General features: G+C 74.0%; 16 protein-coding genes and 1 pseudogene. 9 read left to right on the top strand and 8 right to left on the bottom strand.

Translation table 11 applies throughout. The features are described 5' to 3' along the window. Window positions 1–110: 110 nt before the first annotated feature. Complete coding sequence (locus ACZ4YY_RS06815) at window positions 111–893, top strand: sulfite exporter TauE/SafE family protein (RefSeq protein ID WP_468284578.1); 783 nt, start codon at window positions 111–113, stop codon at window positions 891–893. Between the two features lie 75 nt (window positions 894–968). Here ACZ4YY_RS06815 and ACZ4YY_RS06810 read toward each other — a convergent pair whose 3' ends face one another. From ACZ4YY_RS06810 to ACZ4YY_RS06800, 3 genes are all read right to left on the bottom strand, one after another. After that, window positions 969–1,586: a class F sortase gene (locus tag ACZ4YY_RS06810; RefSeq protein ID WP_468284576.1), complete on the bottom strand. Its 618-nt coding sequence runs from the start codon at window positions 1,584–1,586 to the stop codon at window positions 969–971. A gap of 117 nt (window positions 1,587–1,703) precedes the next feature. Continuing rightward, window positions 1,704–2,231 (bottom strand): hypothetical protein, encoded by a 528-nt coding sequence (locus ACZ4YY_RS06805; protein WP_468284574.1) that lies wholly within the window; start codon window positions 2,229–2,231, stop codon window positions 1,704–1,706. Window positions 2,232–2,514: 283 nt separating this feature from the next. Further along, entirely contained in the window at window positions 2,515–2,937 is a 423-nt protein-coding gene (locus ACZ4YY_RS06800) for a gamma-glutamylcyclotransferase family protein (RefSeq protein WP_468284572.1), read from the bottom strand. A 13-nt stretch (window positions 2,938–2,950) separates the two neighbouring features. On the opposite strand from ACZ4YY_RS06800, the pseudogene ACZ4YY_RS06795 reads away from it, so the two are divergent. Further along, window positions 2,951–3,808: pseudogene (locus tag ACZ4YY_RS06795) on the top strand (M4 family metallopeptidase); the annotation flags it as partial. A 238-nt stretch (window positions 3,809–4,046) separates the two neighbouring features. On the opposite strand, the gene ACZ4YY_RS06790 reads toward ACZ4YY_RS06795, so the two are convergent. Then, a complete protein-coding gene (locus ACZ4YY_RS06790) occupies window positions 4,047–6,152 on the bottom strand; it encodes a molybdopterin oxidoreductase family protein (protein ID WP_468284570.1) in 2,106 nt (701 codons plus the stop codon). A 333-nt stretch (window positions 6,153–6,485) separates the two neighbouring features. On the opposite strand from ACZ4YY_RS06790, the gene ACZ4YY_RS06785 reads away from it, so the two are divergent. The 3 genes from ACZ4YY_RS06785 to ACZ4YY_RS06775 are packed head-to-tail and all read left to right on the top strand — an operon-like array spanning window position 6,486 to window position 10,038. Continuing rightward, window positions 6,486–8,003, top strand: a complete 1,518-nt coding sequence (locus ACZ4YY_RS06785; protein WP_468284568.1) for an amino acid adenylation domain-containing protein — start codon at window positions 6,486–6,488, stop codon at window positions 8,001–8,003. Next, window positions 8,000–9,247, top strand: a complete 1,248-nt coding sequence (locus ACZ4YY_RS06780; protein ID WP_468284567.1) for a ferredoxin reductase domain-containing protein — start codon at window positions 8,000–8,002, stop codon at window positions 9,245–9,247. Before ACZ4YY_RS06785 ends, ACZ4YY_RS06780 begins: the two co-directional genes overlap by 4 nt. 23 nt (window positions 9,248–9,270) lie before the next feature. Further along, complete coding sequence (locus ACZ4YY_RS06775; RefSeq protein WP_468284565.1) at window positions 9,271–10,038, top strand: enoyl-CoA hydratase-related protein; 768 nt, start codon at window positions 9,271–9,273, stop codon at window positions 10,036–10,038. A 57-nt stretch (window positions 10,039–10,095) separates the two neighbouring features. Here the strand turns inward: ACZ4YY_RS06775 and ACZ4YY_RS06770 are convergent, their stop codons facing one another. After that, window positions 10,096–10,392, bottom strand: a complete 297-nt coding sequence (locus ACZ4YY_RS06770; RefSeq protein WP_468284563.1) for a hypothetical protein — start codon at window positions 10,390–10,392, stop codon at window positions 10,096–10,098. Between the two features lie 171 nt (window positions 10,393–10,563). After that, complete coding sequence (locus tag ACZ4YY_RS06765) at window positions 10,564–11,241, bottom strand: SanA/YdcF family protein (RefSeq protein WP_468284561.1); 678 nt, start codon at window positions 11,239–11,241, stop codon at window positions 10,564–10,566. Window positions 11,242–11,647: 406 nt separating this feature from the next. Here ACZ4YY_RS06765 and ACZ4YY_RS06760 point away from each other — a divergent pair, with 406 nt between their 5' ends. The 4 genes from ACZ4YY_RS06760 to dnaG all read left to right on the top strand — a co-directional run bounded on the left by ACZ4YY_RS06760 (window position 11,648) and on the right by dnaG (window position 17,538). Then, window positions 11,648–12,556 carry a sirohydrochlorin chelatase gene (locus ACZ4YY_RS06760; RefSeq protein ID WP_468284560.1) on the top strand — a complete coding sequence of 303 codons (909 nt, stop codon included), beginning with the start codon at window positions 11,648–11,650 and terminating at the stop codon, window positions 12,554–12,556. A gap of 286 nt (window positions 12,557–12,842) precedes the next feature. Beyond that, complete coding sequence (locus ACZ4YY_RS06755; RefSeq protein ID WP_468284558.1) at window positions 12,843–14,114, top strand: deoxyguanosinetriphosphate triphosphohydrolase; 1,272 nt, start codon at window positions 12,843–12,845, stop codon at window positions 14,112–14,114. A gap of 130 nt (window positions 14,115–14,244) precedes the next feature. Next, window positions 14,245–15,510, top strand: coding sequence for an NAD(P)/FAD-dependent oxidoreductase (locus ACZ4YY_RS06750; RefSeq protein ID WP_468284556.1), 1,266 nt, complete (start codon window positions 14,245–14,247; stop codon window positions 15,508–15,510). A gap of 126 nt (window positions 15,511–15,636) precedes the next feature. Further along, window positions 15,637–17,538, top strand: a complete 1,902-nt coding sequence (gene dnaG, locus ACZ4YY_RS06745) for a DNA primase (protein WP_468284554.1) — start codon at window positions 15,637–15,639, stop codon at window positions 17,536–17,538. Here the strand turns inward: dnaG and ACZ4YY_RS06740 are convergent. Further along, window positions 17,509–18,528 (bottom strand): nucleotidyl transferase AbiEii/AbiGii toxin family protein, encoded by a 1,020-nt coding sequence (locus ACZ4YY_RS06740; protein WP_468284552.1) that lies wholly within the window; start codon window positions 18,526–18,528, stop codon window positions 17,509–17,511. The two genes, dnaG and ACZ4YY_RS06740, sit on opposite strands and share 30 nt — an antisense overlap. After that, on the bottom strand, window positions 18,525–19,166 hold the full coding sequence (locus ACZ4YY_RS06735; RefSeq protein ID WP_468284550.1) for a hypothetical protein: 642 nt from the start codon (window positions 19,164–19,166) through the stop codon (window positions 18,525–18,527). The genes ACZ4YY_RS06740 and ACZ4YY_RS06735 overlap by 4 nt, the downstream gene beginning before the upstream one ends. Window positions 19,167–19,252: the final 86 nt, after the last annotated feature.

The following is a 19,252-nucleotide window of genomic DNA, read 5'->3' as shown; positions in this document are numbered from 1 at the left end:
TCCGGTCGGCGCCGCGGCAAGCACCGCGCCGACCGTCGACGACCCGGGCGACCTCAGAAGCCCCTCATGTCGATGGACGCCGCACGTATCCCGTACCTAAGGTCGCGCTCATGCCCGACATATCCCTGACCGTGCTCGCCGTGCTCTGTCTCGCCGCCCTCGCGGCCGGCTGGATCGACGCCGTGGTCGGCGGCGGCGGGCTGCTGCTGCTCCCGGCGCTGCTGCTGGGCCTGCCGGCCGGTATCCCGGCCGCGTACGCGCTCGGCACGAACAAGGCGGTCGCGATCGTCGGCACGACCGGGGCGGCGGTGACCTACGCCCGCAAGGCGCCGGTGGACGTGGGCACGGCCGTCCGGATCGGGTTCGCGGCGCTGGCCGGCTCCTCCGGCGGGGCGTTCTTCGCGGCCGGGATGAGCACCGAGGTGCTGAAGCCGGTGATCATGGTGGTGCTGCTGGCCGTGGCCGCCTTCGTGATCCTGCGCCCCGCCTTCGGCGCGGCCCCCGCCACCGGCCCGGCCGGCCCGCGCCGCGTCCTCGCCGCGATCGGCCTCGCGGGCCTCGGCATCGGCTTCTACGACGGTCTGGTCGGGCCCGGCACCGGCACGTTCCTGGTGCTCGCGCTGACCGCGGTGCTCCACCTCGACCTGGTGACCGCCTCCGCCACCGCCAAGATCGTCAACTGCTGCACCAACGCGGGCGCCCTCGCGATGTTCGCCTGGCAGGGGACGGTGCTGTGGCAACTGGCGGGCCTGATGGCCGTGTTCAACCTGGCCGGCGGCACCCTGGGGGCACGCACCGCGTTGAAGAAGGGCAGCGGGTTCGTCCGCATCGTGCTGCTGACGGTGGTCTTCACCCTGGTGGCGAAGCTGGCGTACGAGCAGTGGGTGGCCTGACGGGGCCTGAGGGGTCCTGAGGGGTCCTTGCAAAAAGGGGAGCCAGGCTCGCGGCGTCCCCTTCTGCCCGGCGCTCTAACGGGTGCCGGTGAGGCGGGCGAAGACGACCACGTTCCCCCGGTATCCGGTGGCCCTCGAGTATCCGCCCCCGCAGGTGATCACCCGCAGCTCCGGCCGGGCGGCCGCGCCGTACACCTTCCCGTCGGGGAAGCCCTGCGCGTCGTACACCTCGACGGCGTCCACGGTGAACACCGCGACCCGGCCGTCGCGCCGGTCGACCTCGATGACGCTGCCCCTGCGCAAGGCGCCGAGCCGGTAGAAGACGGCCGGGCCGTCCTCGTCGTCGACGTGCCCGGCGACGATCGCGGTCCCCGTCTCGCCCGGGGTGGTGCCGGACTCGTACCAGCCGGCGAGGTTCGCGCTGTCGGCGGGCGGGACCTCGAGGCTGCCGGATTCCGTCAGCCCCAGGCCGGTCAGCGGCGCGTCCACGCCGATCGAGGGGACGCGGATCCGGTCGGGCGGGGACGGCGGCAGCGCCGGCGCGCCGCGGGGTGCGGCGGGGTCCGGGCGGGCCTCGGCGGCGGGCGGCTGCGGCGGGGCGGGCGCCCCGGCACCGTCCTGCAGCAGCCAGGCGCCCGAGAAGAGCGCGGCCGCGGTGACGGCGGCTATCGCGGTGTCGGTGACTCTGAACACGTCGAGTCGCCCCCCTCTCCTGAACGGGCCCCGTGCCCCCCTCCGGGCCGCGAGGGGCGTCGGACCCGGAGGGGGAGGGACATGCGGTACCGGCGGACGGACAGCGGAGGGTGTCCGTCACATCCCGACGCCTCTCGCCCGGCGATGCAGGAGCCAGGTACCGCCCGCGGCGGCGACGGCGAGAGCCGCCACACCGGCCGCGGTCTGCACGGGGTCGGGGCCCAGAGCGCCACCGACCCCCGTCTTCACACTTCCCCGCGGGGGCACGTGCTGCCGCGCGGACGTCAGCGTGACCTCCAGGTCACCGGTGACCTTCCGCCCGTCCGCCGCGCACTGCGCGACGATCTCGTACGTCCCCGGGTGCGCGCTCGGCGGCACCCGGAACCGTCCGACCAGTTGCCCCTCGTCGGTGCCGGGCGCGAGGGTGAAGCGGCCGGCGCCGACCGCGCCCGCGTCACCCTCCGCCGCGCCCCGCGGGCAGGCCGCCGTGGTCACGCCGACCTCGCCGCCCGGCACCACGCCGGCGGGGGACACCTTCAGGCCGCCGGTGCCGCCGTCGGCGCCGTACGCGGGCGCGACGAGCCCGCCGGCGGCGGCGAGGACGAACGCGGTGCCGGTCAGCAGACGGGCGGCGACAGGGCGCATCGGTGTTCCTCCGGGCGTGTGGAGGGGACGGCCCGCGACACGTCCACGTGCCGCTGCGTCGACCGCGCCCCTGCCCTACCGAGGTAAGTCGCCGGGTGACGAGCGCGCTTCCTGATGCTGTGTCAGAAAGGGGATGAACGGGTGTCAGGAGCCGCCGCGCCGGTCGTGCCGGGGCGGCCGTCCGTGCAGGTCAGGCCAGTGGTGCGAGCGCCCGGGGGAAAAGGTCCGCAAGGGCGGGTGAACGGGTGACCACCCCTCGCGCGCCGCCCCTCGGGGCTGTCCCTCAGTCCCGTTCCTTCCAGTCCCCACCGGCGATCCGCGTCCCGTGCCTCCGCAGTCGGGCCGCCACACCCGGCGCCGCGACGTACACCCACGCCCGCACCCGCTGTCCGTCGACGGTCCCGACCACGTCCCGCGCGACCCGCTCGTACAGGTTGCGCGGGTCCCCCGGCCGGTACTCCTCCAGCCGGTCCAGCTCGGCGAGCAGCCGTCCGTACGCCTCCGGCAGTGGCACGACCAGTTCGCCGGCCACGACCCCGCCGGGTTCCTCCACGACGTACGGGTAGCCGGGGCCGTCGTACAGCACCGCGTCGGGCAGGCGCGCCGGTGCCTCGTGGCGGGTGCGGCCGCGCAGGAGGAGGTCGTGGTTGACCTCGCCGGGGCGCAGGGTGCCGTAGACGAAGAAGGGGAGTCCGGGGGCGGTCACGGAAACGATTCTCGCGCCCGCGGCGGTCTTCACGGACACCGACAACCACTGGGGAACCGGCGCGGCCGACGACCGCGCCACCGCCGTCGTGGACGCCCAGTACGGCACCGACGTGACCTGGGACTACTACAAGGACGTCCACGGCCGCAACGGCATCGCGGGCGACGGCAAGGGCTCCTGCAACCGCGTCCACTACGGCACCCGCCACAACAACGCCTTCCGGGACGACAGCTGCCTCCGCATGACCTACGGCGACGGCGACGGCACCCGGCTCGGCCCGCTGGTCTTCCTGGACGTCGCCGGCCACGAGATGACCCACGGGGTGACCTCCAGGACGGCCGACCTGACCTGCTCGGGCGAGTCCGGTGGCTCGAACGAGGCGACCTCCGACATCTTCGGCACGCTGGTGGAGTTCCACGCGCGCAACGCCTCCGACGCGGGGGACTACCTGATCGGCGAGAAGATCGTCCGCTCCGGCTTCGGCCGGGACGCCCTGCGCTACATGGACGAGCCGTCCAAGGACGGCAAGTCGGCGGACTTCTGGAGCAGTTCGGTCGGCGGTCTCGACGTCCACCACTCCTCGGGCGTCGCCAACCACTTCGCCCACCTCCTCGCGGAGGGCAGCGGCACCAGGACCGTCAACGGCGTCCCCTACCGCTCGCCGACCGCCGACGGCTCCACGGTCACCGGCATCGGCCGGGACAGGCTCGGCTGGATCCGGTACCGGGCCATGACCGTCTACATGACGTCCTCCACCGACTGCGCGGGCGCCCGTGCGGCCACCCTCGACGCGGCCCGCGACCTCTACGGCGCCGGGAGCGCCGAACACGGCGCCGTGGCGGCGGCGTGGAGCGCGGTCAACGTGAACTGACCCGACGGCAGGACGGAGGCCGGCGCGTCGGGTGCCGGCCCCCCGCGGCCCCGTGCGGTACACTCGATCTTGAGCTGGTCGCGCCGATGCGCGATGACCGGCAGTGCGTCGGTGGTCCAAGGAAAGACGCCCCGCTTCCTGCGGGGAGGTGCAGGTGCAAGGCCTGCCCGGCGCTCGATACGGAGCCCGTCCCCCTCGTGGGGGCGGGCTCCGGTGGTTTTTCGGGGGCCGGTGGGTTTCAGCGGCCGGGGGTCCGCACCGCCTCCAACCGCACCGCGCACACCTTGAACTCCGGCATCCGTGACGTCGGGTCCAGGGCCGGGTTGGTCAGCGTGTTGGCGCGGCCCTCGCCCGGCCAGTGGAAGGGCATGAATACCGTGTCGGGGCGGATGCCGGTAGTGATCCGGGCCGGGGCGACCGCCCGGCCGCGGCGGGAGACGACGGCCACCGGGTCACCCTCGGCCGCGCCGAGACGGGCCGCGAGACGCGGATGCAGTTCGACGAACGGGCCGGGCGCGGCGGCGTTCAGCTCCGCCACGCGGCGCGTCTGGGCGCCGGACTGGTACTGGGCGACGACGCGGCCGGTGGTGAGCAGGACGGGGTAGTCGTCGTCCGGTTCCTCGGCCACGGGCCGGTGCGAGACGGGCACGAAACGGGCCCGCCCGTCCGGTGTGGCGAAGCGGTCGAGGAAGAGGCGCGGGGTGCCGGGGTGGACGTCGGCGGCCGGGCCGTCGGCCGGCGGCGCGGGGCACGGCCAGAACACGCCGTCCTCCTCCGCCAGCCGCCGGTAGGTGATCCCGGAGTAGTCGGCCGGTCCGCCCGCGCTGGCCCGGCGCAGCTCCTCGAAGACCTCCTCCGGGTCGGTCGGGAAGCCCTTCTCCACACCCAGCCGGGCGGCCAGCTCGTGCAGGACCTCCAGGTCGCTGCGCACGCCCTCCGGCGGGGTCAGCGCCCGCCGCCGCAGCAGCACCCGCCCCTCCAGGCTGGTCGTGGTCCCGCTCTCCTCCGCCCATTGGGTGACGGGAAGGACGACGTCCGCGAGGGCGGCCGTCTCGGAGAGCACGACGTCGCAGACGGCGAGGAACTCCAGGGACCTCAGCCGCTCCTCGATGTGTGCGGCGCGCGGCGCGGACACCACCGGGTTGGACCCCATGAGCAGCAGGGAGCGGATGTCCGTGCCCAGCGCGTCCAGCAGCTCGTAGGCGCTGCGGCCCGGCCCGGGAAGGGAGTCGGGGTCCACGCCCCACACCTCGGCCACGTGCGCCCGTGCCGCCGGGTCGTCCAGCTTGCGGTAGCCGGGCAGCTGGTCGGCCTTCTGGCCGTGCTCGCGCCCGCCCTGCCCGTTGCCCTGCCCGGTCAGACAGCCGTACCCGGACAGCGGGCGGCCGGCCCGGCCGGTGGCCAGGCACAGGTTGATCCAGGCGCCCACGGTGTCGGTGCCCTTGGACTGCTGCTCGGGCCCGCGCGCGGTGAGCACCATCGCGGACTCCGGCTCGCAGAACATCCGCACGGTCTCCCGGAGTTGGGGAACGGACACCCCCGTGATCCGTTCCACGTACTCCGGCCAGTGGGCCATCGCGGCCGCCCGTGCCTCCTCCCAGCCGGACGTCCGCTCCCGCACGTACTCCTCGTCGACCCGTCCCTCGGCGACGACCAGGTGCAGCAGCCCGAGGGCCAGCGCGAGGTCGGTGCCGGGGCGCGGCATGAGGTGCAGGTCGGCCTGGTCGGCGGTCTTCGTGCGGCGCGGGTCGACGACGATCAGCGTGCCGCCGTTCTCGCGCAGTTCGTTGAAGAAGCGCAGCGAGGGCGGCATCGTCTCGGCGAGGTTGGAGCCGACGAGGATCACGCACCCCGTCCGCGGGATGTCCTCCAGCGGGAACGGCAGCCCCCGGTCCAGCCCGAACGCCTTGATCCCGCCCGCCGCGGCGGACGACATGCAGAAACGGCCGTTGTAGTCGATCTGCGAGGTGCCGAGCGCGACGCGCGCGAACTTGCCGAGCGTGTAGGCCTTCTCGTTCGTCAGGCCGCCCCCGCCGAACACGCCGAGCGCGTCCGGGCCGTGCTGTGCGCGGACGCGGGCCAGCTCCCCGGCGATCCGGTCGAGCGCCTCGTCCCAGGTGGCGGGCACGAGCGTGCCACCGGAGCGCACCAACGGGGAGGTCAGCCGCACCCGGGACGAGAGCACCTCCGGCGCCGTGCGGCCCTTGCCGCAGAGGGCACCCCGGTTCACCGGGAAGTCGGCGCGCTCGGTCACCTCGACGCCCCCCTCCGGCGTGGGCGACAGGTTCATCCCGCACTGCAGGGCGCAGTACGGGCAGTGGGTGGGCGTCGAGGTGGTCTGCATACGTGTCAGCGTGCTTCGGCCGTGTTACGCGCCGTGCGGTGTCCTGTTACGGCGGTGTGGTGGTGACCTCCCCGACGGTGCCCGCCCGGCGTGAGGCACACGCCCGCCCACCCCTGAGTCGTCGCAGGCCGGTTCGGACGTTGCCGCTGTGACGAGGTCCGCCACATGTGACCGATTCCGCACCGATCGTTGGCCGGTCGCACATGGTTGAGTGTTGAAGTGCCGCCACTACAGTCGTTGCGCGCACGACCCCGCACGGCGTTCGAACCCCGGGCATGGCGCCGCCCCCGGCCATGTCACCGACCCTCGAAGCAGCCTGGAGGTCCCCTCACCATGCCTCTGCGTCACCTCACCCCCCGCGACCAGCGGCTCTTCCACCGGTACGGCCGCGGCCCGGCCGTTCCCGTCCCCGACCCGCTGATCCACCGCGCCGTCGAACGGCACGCCCGCGCCACCCCGCACGCCGTCGCCGCCGAGCACCTGGGCGCGGCCCTCACCTACGGTGAGCTGGACCGGTGCGCCGACGCCCTCGCCGCCCGGCTGGTCCGCGAGGGCGTCCGCCCCGGCGACCACGTAGGCCTGTTCGTCCGCCGTTCCCTGCCGATGCTGGTCGGCCTGCTCGGCATCCTGAAGGCCGGCGCCGCCTACGTCCCGCAGGACGCGCGCCTGACGCCCCCGGCCCAGCTCGCCCACGTCGTGCGCACCGCCGCCGTCCGGGTCGTGCTCACCCTGGCCGAGTACGCGCCCGCCGTGCCGCAGGGTCCGCGGGTGATCGCCCTCGACGAGCCGCTGCCCCACGAGCCGGCCGGTCCGCTCCCGCAGCCGCGGCCCGACGACGGCTGCTACGTCCTGTTCACCTCGGGCACCACCGGCCGCCCCAACGGCGTGAAGGTCACCCACCGCAACGTCGCCAACGTCCTGCTCACCGAACCCGGCGCCCTCGGCGTCCGCCCCGGCGACCGGGTGGCGCAGCTGCTCAACATCGCCTTCGACATGGCCGCCTGGGAGATCCTCGGCTGCCTCGCCCACGGCGCCACCCTGGTCGTCCGCGGCCCGGACGTCGCCGCCACCGCCCGCACCGCCACCGTCCTCGTCGCCACCCCGACGGTGCTGTCCGGCATCGACCCGGCGGCCTGCCCCCGGGTGCGCGCGGTCGCCGTCGCCGGGGAACCCTGCCCCCGCCCGCTCGCGGACGCCTGGGCGCGCCGGGCCGCCTTCCACAACTGCTGCGGTCCGACGGAGACGACGATCGTCAACACGATGGCCCGCCACGACCCGGCCGCCCCGCTCCTGACCATCGGCCGCCCCACCCCCAACAACACCGTCTACGTCCTCGACGCCGACCGCCGCGCCCTGCCGATCGGCGAGGTCGGCGAGATGTGGGCGGGCGGCGACTGCGTGTCGGCCGGCTATCTCGGCGACGAGGAGCTGACCGCCGAGCGCTACGCCCCCGACCCCTTCCTCGGCGGCGGCCGGCGCATGTTCCGCACGCGCGACCTCGGCCGCTGGACGCCGGACGGCCGTCTGGAGCACCTGGGCCGCACCGACGACCAGGTCAAGGTGCGCGGTTTCCGCGTCGAACTGGACGCGGTCTCCTCGGTGCTGGAAGGCCTGCCCGGCTGCTCCCGCGCGGTGACCCTGAAGCGCGACGACCGCACCCTGGTCTCGTTCGTCTGCCCGGCCGACGTCGACCCGCGGGCCGCCCGGCAGGCGGTGGCCGAGGCGCTGCCGTATTACTGCGTACCCGAGACTGTCATGCCCATGACATCACTGCCGGTGACCGACCGGGGCAAGATCGACAAACAGACGCTGCTCAGGCTGGCCCGCGAACGGGTGGCGGTGGCCCGGTGACCACCTTCCTCGACCGGCCGGCCGTCGAGCTGCCGCCGCCCACGTCCGCCCTGCGCCGCCTGTTCAAGCACCCCCGGCTGATGCACTACCACCGCCTGGCGGCCCTGGTCCTCCTCGTCAACGCCGGCTTCGCCTGGGCGAGGTGGCCGCTGTCCGACCGCACCCTCGCCCACGCGGCCCTCGCCGACCTCGCCCTCGCCGTACTGATCCGCCAGCAGTACGTCATCAACCTGCTGTTCCGCCTCGCGACCTCGGCCCCGACGACCTGGCCGCTGCGGGTGCGCTGGACGCTCGGCAAGGTCTACCACTTCGGCGGACTCCACGTCGGCGGGGCACTGGCCGGCTCGGTGTGGTTCCTGGCCCTGACGCTCCGCACCGACGACGGCGCGCAGGCGGCCGTGGGGTGGGCCCTGGTCGCCCTCCTCGCGGTCGTCGTCACCACCGCCCTGCCCCCCTTCCGCGCCCGCCACCACGACCTGTTCGAGCGCATCCACCGCTTCGGCGGCTGGAGCGCCCTCGCCCTGTTCTGGACGCACACCCTGCTGTCCGCGCCCGGCCCGGTCCCGGTGGCCGTCCTCGCCGTCGTCACCGTCGGCGTCGCCCTGCCCTGGCTGCGGCTGCGCAAGGTCGACGTCCGCGTGGAGCGGCCCTCCCCGCACGTCGCCCTGGCCCGCTTCGACCACGGCGAGACCCCCTTCGCCGGCTCCTCCACCGCGATCAGCCGCAGCCCGCTGACGGAGTGGCACTCCTTCGCCAACGTCCCCACACCCGGCGAAAGCGGCTTCCGCCTCACCGTCTCCCGGGCCGGCGACTGGACGGGCTCCTTCATCGACGACCGCCCGGCGAAGGTGTGGGTGAAGGGCATCACCACGGCCGGCGTCGCCAACATCGAGGTCCTGTTCACGAAGGTGGTGTACGTGGCGACCGGCAGCGGCATCGGCCCCTGCCTGCCCCACCTGCTCGCCGCCGAGGTGCCCTCCCGCCTGGTCTGGGCCACCCGCGACCCCCGCGCCACCTACGGCGACGCCCTCGTCGACGAGATACTCGCCGCCCAGCCCCACGCCCTCGTCTGGGACACCGGCCGGCACGGCAAGCCCGACATGGTGCGCCTCGCGTACGCCGCGTACCGGGACTTCGGGGCGGAGGCGGTCATCTGCATCTCCAACAGGAAGCTCACCTGGCAGGTGGTGCACGGCCTGGAACGGCGCGGGATCCCCGCGTACGGCGCGATATGGGACTCGTAGGACCCCACGGCTGGAGGCCGAAGATGAACCACCTGAAGCTGGAACGCGACGGCGCGGTCGTCACCGTCCGCCTGCACCGACCGCACGTCCGCAACGCGCTCAGCGGCGCACTGCTCGCCGAACTCCTGGACGCGCTGCGCCCCCTGGACGCCGACCCGGCCGTCGGCTGCTTCGTCGTCACCGGCTCGGAGCGGGTCTTCGCGGCCGGCGCGGACATCCGGGAGATGGCGGACAAGTCGGCCGTCGAGATGGCGGCCGAGGACTTCTTCGGAGCCTGGGAGGACTTCGCCGACCTGCGCACCCCGAAGATCGCCGCCGTCAACGGCCACGCCCTGGGCGGCGGTTGCGAGCTGGCGATGATGTGCGACCTGGTGATCGCGGGCGAGTCGGCGGTCTTCGGCCAGCCGGAGATCAGGCTCGGTGTCATCCCGGGCATCGGCGGGACCCAGCGCCTGACCCGCCTGGTCGGCCGGGCCAAGGCGATGGACCTGGTCCTCACCGGCCGCCCGATGGACGCCCGCGAGGCCGAGAGCTGTGGCCTGGTCTCGCGTGTGGTCCCCGACGACCGTCTCCTCGCCGAGGCCCTCGACGCCGCCGCGACCATCGCCTCCTACGGCCGCACGGCGGTCAGGGCGGCCCGCGAGTGCGTCGACCGGGCCCTGGAGAGCGGCCTGCGCGACGGCATCCGCTTCGAACGGCGCGTCTTCCACGCCCTGTTCGCCACCCACGACCAGAAGGAGGGGATGGCCGCGTTCCTGGAGAAACGCGCGCCCGACTTCCGGGGGCGCTGACGGAGCGCACACGACGGGGGCGGGAGCGGCCGCCGCTCCCGCCCCCGGTTCAGCCGGTCAGCACTCGTACGCGTAGTACGGCTCGTCGCCCGCCTCCAGGCCGATCCGCTCGGTCCGGTAGGGGGAGATCTGGATGCACGACGGGTCGAAGCCGTCGACCTCGACGCTGGCGGTGATGACCCTGTTGCAGTCGTTGTAGATGTCCGCCCATCCCCAGCCGCTGCCGCGGAGCTTGGCGCAGCCCGGTTCCCTCGCCTGCGCGGCGTCGGCCGCCGACGCGGTCGTCATGGCGGCCGGAGCCATGAACAGGGTGGCCGCCACGGCGGTGACGAAGACCTTGCGCAGTCCGGTCATGAAATCCCTTCCCCGAGGTCGCGGCGGTCGGTCCGATCTGCCGCCGCACACCGGAGGACACTAAGCGTGACGGAGCACTCACGTTAAGTGCCCGCCGGGTGCTTTCACGCGCCGGGGTGAGATGTGCCCATCAAACCCGTCGACGGAGAATGTCCGGATCGGTGTGGCCGGTCATCCGGCCGTGGCCAACGCCCGCCGGACCCCCGGCTCCCGGGGCCCGAGGAAGTGCGGATCCGGCTCGAACACCGCGTCCAGCGCCGCCTTGCCCGCCGCGAAGATCTCCCGGGCACCCCCGTAGTACCAGGTGGCGTCGTGCGCGGCCTGTACCCCGACCCCGTACGACTCGACCCCCGCCGCCTCGCACAGCGCCACCGCCCGGCGGATGTGGAAGCCCTGGCTGATCAGGACGGCCCGGTCCACCCCGAAGATCTTCTTCGCGCGCACACAGGAGTCCCAGGTGTCGAAGCCGGCGTAGTCGCTGACGATCCGCGCGTCCGGCACGCCGTGCCGGGTCAGGTAGGTGCGCATCGCGTCCGGCTCGTCGTAGTCCTCACGGCTGTTGTCGCCGGTGACCAGCACCACCTTCACGCGACCCTCCCGGTACAGCTCGGCCGCCGCGTTCAGCCGGTGCCGCAGGTACGGCGACGGCTCGCCGTCCCACAGGCCCGCGCCGAAGACGACGGCCACCTCGGTGCGCGGCGCGTCAGCCGTCGTCCCCAGCCGGCCCGTCGTCGACACGAACAGCCACGTCACCGGCGACAGCCCCAGGACGCACCCGGCCATCACGCCCTGCACCAGCCGCCGCCATCCCGTGCGGGTGCGCGGCAGCCGCGGTCGACGGATGCTCATACGGTGTCCCCCCTGTGCCCGGCCGGTCTGCCACCGGCCCGGTCTCGCCCCGGGAAGACGCGCCCGTCGGTGATCCGGTTCACCCCCGCCCCCGTCGCCCGGATCACATCCGCCCCACCTCCCGGCCATCCGGCACCGCCCTCTGGCCGCCCCGCCACCGCCGTCTCGCCGCCCCGACTCGCCCTCTTGCCGCCCGGTCTCGGGTCCTCGGCCTTCCGGCCGCCCCGCGCTCGCGCCCCCGGCCGCCCCGCACCCGCACCCCTGCCCCCGGGTCCTCCGCACCCACACCGCGGCCGTCCCGCACTCCGCACCTCACACCGCCGCCGCGGCCGCCGTGAACGCCCGGAAAAAATAGTCGTGACGGGCGTGCAACGGGGAGGCAACCTCATCCCGTCAGGATCGGAGCATGACGGCGTCGCCCTCCGTGTACGACGAGTCCGACCCCCGCCCCGGCAGCCCGCTGCCCGGTGGCGCCCACCTCGACAGTACGGCGCACATCATGAACCGGATCAGCTCCCCACCCGCCCGCCGGCTCGGCCTCGTCCCGCTCGACGGCCGCCGCCGCCCGGGACCGCCCGCGCTCGTCGTCGTCGCGCACGGCAGCCGCGACCCGCGCGCCCTGGCCACCGTCGGTGCCCTCCTCGACCGCGTCCGCGACCTGCGCCCTGGCCTGCCCGTGCACCTCGGCCACATCGAGCTCAACGAACCCCTGCTCACCGACACCCTCGCCGCCCTCGAGGCGGCGGGCACCGCGGACGCCGTCCTCGTACCGCTGCTCCTCGGCCGTGGCTACCACGTCAAGCGGGACATCCCCGAGGCGGCCGCCGACGTCGCCGTCCGCACGCGCGTGGCCGCACCCCTCGGCCCGCACCCCCTCCTCGTCGACGCCCTGTGCGCGCGCCTCGTCGAGGCCGGCTGGCGCGCCCCGGCCGACGCGGCGGAACGCCGCTCCCGCGCGGTCGTCCTCGCGGCCGCCGGCTCCCGCGACCCCGACTCGGCCGTCGACACCCGCCGCACGGCCCAGCTGCTCGCCGCCCGCCTCGGCGTCCCGGTCGTCCCCGCCTACGCCACGACGGCCACCCCCACCGTCCCCACCGCGCTGCGCTCCCTCGCCGCCCGAGGCCGCCACCACGTCGCCGTGGCGTCGTACTTCACCGCCCCCGGCCGCTTCGCCACGGAGTGCGCGCAGACGGCCCCCTGGATCGCCTCGGCCCCCCTCGGCCCCCACGAGGCCATGGCCCGCCTGGTCCTGCACCGCTACGACCAGGCCCTCTCCGCTTCGGCCCGCACCCACCTGGAACTGGCGTCCGCCTGAGACCGGCGGGCGTCAGCCACCCGAAGGGGCGCGGCGGACGACTCGGACACCACCCACGGCCCGCGCCCTCACCACCACGGACCACGGCAGTCGCGGACGCAAGGACCCCTGAGGGGGCCTTGCACTGTGCCCGCCCGGGCCGCGCGGCCCGTACCGCACCTCGCCGCGCTGCCGGAGAGCCGTGGTGGCTCCGCTACGAGGACTCTGCGGCGCCTTGCGGTGCACGGCACCGGATCACGCGGCCTGATCAGGCGCTCACAGTGCAAGGACCCCTTACTGTCGAGGCATGGAAGGCACACCCCCCACCGCCTACGACCCCACGTCCGTGGCCCGCTGGGCCGCCGAGCCCGACAAACGCCCCGGCCGCACCGCCTTCCAACGGGACCGCGCCCGCGTCCTGCACTCCTCCGCCCTCAGACGCCTCGCCGGCAAGACCCAGGTCGTCACGCCCGGCGTCAGCGACCAGGCCTGGGACGCCACCCCCCGCACCCGCCTCACCCACTCCCTCGAGTGCGCCCAGGTCGGCCGCGAGCTGGGCGCGGCCCTCGGCTGCGACGCCGACCTCGTCGAGGCCGCCTGCCTCTCCCACGACCTGGGCCATCCCCCCTTCGGCCACAACGGCGAACAGGCCCTGAACGACTTCGCCCACGACTGCGGCGGTTTCGAGGGCAACGCCCAGTCCCTGCGCCTCCTCACCCGCATCGAACCCAAACGCTTCACCGCCGAGGGCTCCGTCGGCCTGAACCTCACCCGCGCCACCCTCGACGCCGCCACCAAGTACCCCTGGCCGCGCGGTGCCCACCCCACCGACCCCGCCTCCCCGAAGTTCGGCGTGTACGACGACGACCGGCCCGTCTTCGACTGGGTCCGCGAGCACGCACCCGGCGCCCGCGTCTGCTTCGAGGCGCAGGTCATGGACTGGTCCGACGACGTGGCCTACTCCGTGCACGACGTGGAGGACGGCCTGCACGCCGGCCACATCGACCCCGACTGCCTGCACGCCGAACCCGAACGGCAGGAGATCTTCCGCGTCGCCGCCCGCCGGTACGTGCCCGCCGACACCGACCCCGCGGAACTCGCCGCCGCCCTCGACCGCCTCCTGGCACAGGAGTGGTGGCCGCACGGCTACGACGGCACCGCCGTCGCCCAGGCCCGCCTGAAGGACGCCACCAGCCAGCTCATCGGCCGCTTCTGCCTCGCCGCCGAGGGCGCGACCCGCGCGGCGTACGGCTCCGGCCGCCTCACCCGCCACGGCGCCGAACTCGTCGTCCCGCGCGGGACGCGCCTGGAGTGCGCGGTCCTCAAGGCCGTCGCCGACCGGTACGTCATGCAGCGCGCCGAACAGGAACGCCTCCGCGCCGACCAGCGCGTCGTCATCACCGAACTGGCCGAGGCGCTCACCGCGCGCGCCCCCGAAGGCCTCGACCCCCAGTTCCGCGCCCTGTTCGACCGGGCCGGCGACGACCGGGTCCGCAAACGCGTCCTCGTCGACCAGATCGCCTCCCTCACCGATGCCTCCGCCCGTTCCCTGCACGCGAGGCTGACGGGTCACATGTGACACAAAAGTGACCGTCCGTGGCCTGATCGGGTCACGTCCTCTTCCCCCCTCACGCTGCGTGCGGGACGCTCGTGGGCGGCACGCGTATTCACCGGAGGGACACCCTCCGGACCCCCGTAGGAGGCATCACGTGGTCGACGCGGATCAGACATTCGTCATCGTCGGAGGAGGCCTGGCCGGTGCCAAGGCGGCCGAGACGCTGAGGGCGGAGGGCTTCACCGGCCGGGTGATACTGATCTGCGACGAACGCGACCACCCCTACGAGCGCCCGCCGCTGTCCAAGGGCTACCTGCTCGGCAAGGCGCCCCGCGAGAGCGTCTTCGTGCACGAGCCCGCCTGGTACGCGCAGAACGACGTCGAACTGCACCTCGGCCAGAGCGTCGACGCCATCGACCGCACGGCGAAGACGGTCCGTTACGGCGACGACGGCACCCTCGTCCACTACGACAAGCTGCTCCTGGCCACCGGCGCCGAACCCCGCCGCCTGGACATCCCCGGCACCGGCCTCGCCGGCGTCCACCACCTGCGCCGCCTCGCGCACGCCGACCGCCTCAAGGGCGTCCTGGCCGCCCTCGGCCGCGACAACGGCCACATCGTCATCGCCGGAGCCGGCTGGATCGGCCTGGAGATCGCGGCGGCGGCCCGTGAGTACGGCGCCGAGGTCACCGTCGTCGAACCGGAACCGACCCCGCTGCACGGCGTCCTCGGCCCCGAGCTCGGCAACGTCTTCGCCGAGCTGCACCGCGAGCACGGCGTCCGCTTCCACTTCGGCGCACGGCTGACCGAGATCGTCGGCCAGGACGGCATGGTCCTCGCCGCCCGCACCGATGACGGCGAGGAACACCCGGCGCACGACGTGCTCGCCGCGATCGGCGCGGCTCCCCGCACGGCGCTGGCGGAGGCGGCCGGGCTCGAGCTTGCCGACCGGGCCCACGGCGGCGGAGTCGCCGTGGACGAGCGGCTGCGCACCTCCGACCCCGACATCTTCGCGGCCGGCGACGTCGCCTCCTTCCCGCTCGGGCTGTTCGGCACGACCCTGCGGGTCGAGCACTGGGCCAACGCCCTCAACGGCGGCCCGGCCGCCGCCCGCGCGATGCTCGGCAAGGAGATCACCCACGACCGCGTGCCCTACTTCTTCACCGACCAGTACGACCTGGGCATGGAGTACAGCGGGTGGGCTCCGCCGGGGACGTACGACGAGGTGGTGATCCGGGGGGACGCGGGCAAGCGGGAGTTCATCGCGTTCTGGCTGAAGGACGGGCGGGTACTGGCCGGGATGAACGTGAATGTGTGGGACGTCACAGAGGCGATCCAGAAGCTGGTCCGCGCGGACGCCCCGATCGACACCGAGGCTCTGGCCGACCCCCATGTGCCGTTGGACGGCCTCGGCGCCTGAGGGGTCCGAGGCGGGCCGCCGTCCCACGGCCCCGGTCCGCACGCGGTCGATCGCGCGGGTGCGCGCGCCCCCGAGGGCGCGAGCGCTCGCCCCGGACATGTCCGACCGCCCCCGTAGAATTCACGCGTGGCAGGACGGATCAACGACGAGGACGTGAAGGCGGTACGGGACGCGGTCCCGATCGACGCCGTGGTGTCCGAGTACCTCCAGCTGCGCAACGCGGGCGGCGGCAACCTCAAGGGCCTGTGCCCGTTCCACGACGAGAAGTCGCCGTCCTTCCAGGTCAGCCCCAGCAAGGGCCTCTTCCACTGCTTCGGCTGCCAGGAGGGCGGCGACACCATCACGTTCGTGATGAAGGTCGACCACCTCACCTTCTCCGAGGCCGTCGAGCGCCTCGCCGCGCAGGCCGGCATCACCCTGCGCTACGAGGAGGGCGGCTACAACCCCTCCCACCAGCGCGGCGAACGCATCCGGCTGGTAGAGGCCCACAAGATCGCCGCCGAGTGGTACGCGGAACAGCTCGCCACCGGCCCCGAGGCCGACACCGGCCGGGTCTTCCTCGCCGAACGCGGCTTCGACCAGGCCGCCGCCGTCCACTTCGGCGTCGGCTACAGCCCCCAGGGCTGGGACCACCTCACCCGGTACCTGCGCGGCAAGGGCTTCTCCGACAAGGAACTGATCCTCTCCGGGCTGTCGCAGGAGGGCCGCCGCGGCCCCATCGACCGCTTCCGGGGCCGTCTGATGTGGCCCGTCCGCGACATCGGCGGGGAGGTCGTCGGCTTCGGCGCCCGCAAGCTCTACGAGGCGGACAACGGCCCCAAGTACCTCAACACGCCCGAGACGGCGATCTACAAGAAGTCGCAGGTCCTCTACGGCATCGACCTCGCGAAGAAGGAGATCGCCAAGTCCTCGCGCGCGGTCGTCGTCGAGGGCTACACGGACGTCATGGCCTGCCACCTCGCCGGCGTCACCACCGCCATCGCCACCTGCGGCACGGCCTTCGGCACCGACCACATCAAGATCCTCCGCCGGCTGCTGATGGACAACGGCTCGGCCCGGGTGATCTTCACCTTCGACGGTGACGCGGCCGGCCAGAAGGCGGCCCTGCGCGCCTTCGAGGACGACCAGAAGTTCGCCGCCGAGACCTACATCGCGATCGCGCCCGACGGCATGGACCCCTGTGACCTGCGCCTCGCCAAGGGCGACGACGCGGTCGCCGACCTGGTCCAACCCCGTACCCCGCTCTTCGAGTTCGCGCTCCGCCAGATCGTGGGCCGCTACGACCTCGACACCCCGGCCGGACGGGCGGCGGCCCTGGACGAGGCCGCCCCGGTCGTCGCCCGCATCAAGAACAGCGGCGCCCAGCACGAGGTCGCCGTCCAGCTCGCCGGCATGCTCGGCATCCTCGACACCCAGTTCGTCGTCAAGCGGGTCGCCCAGCTGGCCCGTTGGGCGCGGGACCGCGGCGGCAAGGGCCCGGCACCGGCGCGCGGCCCGCAACAGCCGTACGAGGCGGCGCCCCGCCCCGCCGCCCCCGGCCCGTCCCTCACCCTGCGCAACCCCGTCTACGCCACCGAACGCGAGCTGCTGAAACTCGCGCTCCAGCGCCCCGACCTGGTCTCCCCGGCCTTCGACGCGTACGGCGTCGACGAGTTCACCGCCGCCCCCTACGCCGCCGTGCGCCAGGCGATCCTGGACGCGGGCGGCGCCGAGTACGGCGTGCAGGACGCCCAGGAGTACCTCGTCCGCGTCCGCGACGCCGCGCCCGACGACACCGTCCGCGCCATGGTCACCGAGCTGGCCGTCGAGCCGATCATGCGGCGCGCGGTGGACGAGGTGTACGCGGGCACCGTGCTCGTCCAGGTCCGCCGCCGCGCCGTGGAGCGCCGCGTCCGCGACGTCCAGTCCCAGCTGACCCGTCTGTCCGCCGGCGGCGACCCCGCCCCGCTCGCCGCCGTGCAGAACGAGCTGTGGATCCTCCAGCAGTACGACCAGGCCCTACGCGCGCACGGCGCCGCCGCCCTCTGACCGCCCCTCGAACGCCGGGGCCACCGCCCGCACCAGCCGTTCGGCGAACTCCGCCCCGGCGTCCGCGAACCGCGGGTACTCGGTGGCGAAGTGCTCCCACTCGACCTCCCGGGCCGCCTCCACCACGTCCGCCAGCAAGACCTCCTGGCGGTGCGCGTACGGCCACTCGCCGGAGATCCGGAACACCTCGTGCAGCAGGTCGTGGGGGAGCCGGTACCGCTCCGCCAGGAGCACGGCGTCGTACAGGTCCTTGCCCTGCCCGTGCATGTCCGTGAGGAGCCACATCAGCTTCCACACCAGGGAGAGCTCGGGCGTCGCCCCCCAGACGACCGTTCCGTCCGCCACCTCCACCGGCTCGGGCTGCGCCGGCAGCACCTCGTTGAAGACGAAGTCGAGCTGGACGTGGCCGCCAGGCAGCCCCGGGGCCTCCCACGGCAGGATCATCCGCCGGCCCGGCACCCGGTCATAGGTCCAGATGTCCTCGACCACCGCGCCGTCCGCCGGGATCCGGACCTCCTCACCGCGCGCGTCGCCCACCGCCCCGGCCGCCGCGGCGATCCCCGCCGACATCCGGTCCGTCCGCGGGTCGTCGATGTCCCAGGACCTCGGGACGACGACGAAGTCCAGGTCACCGGGCTCGCGGGCGGCCTCACCGAACCAGGCCGCCATCAGCACGCTGCCGCGCAGCACCAGGGACTCCGCCCACTCCGACCCCGCGACGCCGGCCAGCACCAGGTCCATGGCCCGATGCCGGGCCGCCCGCCAGGCGTCACCGCGGGCCGGGTCGGCGAAGGCGGGATCGGTCGCCCGGTAGGCGTTGCGGTAGTGCTTCATCGCCGGGTCGAAGACGGGGCGCTGCACCACGTCGTGGCCCGGCACCCACTGCAACGTCCTCGGCAGGTCCTGCGCCCTGCGCGTCGCGTCGTCCAACGGCCGGCGGGGAAGCTCCTTGCTCCGCAGCCAGCCGAAACCCCGCCATGTGCCGGTCATCCCCGTACCCCCGCCCTCTCGTCGTCCGGCCGACCGTCGTCCAGCCAACCGTCGTCCACCGACACATCGCTGTCGTGGAGCACGAACTCCCTCTCCACGGACAGCACGTCCGAGCCGTCCAGCTCCGCCAGCAGCCGCTCCAGCGCCCGCCCCGCGCCCTCGGCGTCCCCGCCGTGACAGCGCTGGGTCACGAACCGCTCGTGCCGCCCGCCGCCGTGCACCCGCCGCGCGTTCCACGACAGATGGGCGCCGTGCGGCACCACCCGTGCCGCCAGGGCGTCGAGGTCGGCGCCGGCGGCGAGCAGCAGCTTCACGTGGTGCTCGAAGTACCGTCCGCCGTCACCCGCACCGCCCGTGACCTCCGGGGCCCACGGCGCGCACTCGATCTTCACCCGCACCGGATCGAACCCGTCCGCCCGCAGCCGCGCCGCGACCCGGGCGGCCCGCGACCGCTCCGCGGCGTACGACGCGGAGCCGGACAGGGTGAGCATCGGCTGCACGCGCATCCGGCCCCGCGCCAGCACGATGTGGGTCAGTTTCAGGCCGCTCGAGGTGGCCCACCGGTCCAGCCGCTCCACTTCCCCGGGACCGGCGCAACGGACCGTCACATGGGTTTCGTACAGCTTCGCGGTCGGCACCCCGGGATCGTGCCAGATCAGGGGAGGGACGACATCCGCATTTCCGCGAGGGTCACCGCGCGGTCACGGACCGAACGCAAAAAGTC

The organism is Streptomyces sp. NPDC030143, from assembly GCF_055573695.1.
The sequence above is the reverse complement of the archived record's forward strand: the minus strand, read 5'-3'. Positions and strand labels throughout refer to the sequence as shown.